Raw genomic sequence first — 265 nt, 5'->3', positions numbered from 1 at the left:
CGCGCCGTTCTCCCAAGACCACACGAAAGCGTACATAGCCCTTCATGACGTCTGCCTCTTCCCATGTCACCAAGCCCCTTTCAGTCGTCCTTGCCGGCGGCGGAACGGCCGGGCACGTCAGTCCGCTGCTGGCGATCGCCGATGCCATCAAGGAGCAACGGCCGGATGCCGCCATCTTGACCGTTGGAACGTCCTCGGGCATGGAGACCCGGCTGGTCCCTGCTGCCGGCTATGAGCTTGCCACCATTGACCGTGTTCCTTTTCC

The 265-nt window shown here is 63.0% G+C and carries 1 protein-coding gene; it reads left to right on the top strand.

The window, feature by feature from the left end; translation table 11 throughout:
- Window positions 1-44: 44 nt before the first annotated feature.
- The coding region (locus tag SB847_RS21300; protein WP_410578639.1) for a glycosyltransferase at window positions 45-265 on the top strand (221 nt) is incomplete at its 3' end.

Origin of the sequence: Bacillus sp. SIMBA_026 (assembly GCF_046535335.1) — a bacterium.
Taxonomy (GTDB): domain Bacteria; phylum Bacillota; class Bacilli; order Bacillales; family Bacillaceae; genus Bacillus; species Bacillus velezensis.
The sequence above is the reverse complement of the archived record's forward strand: the minus strand, read 5'-3'. Positions and strand labels throughout refer to the sequence as shown.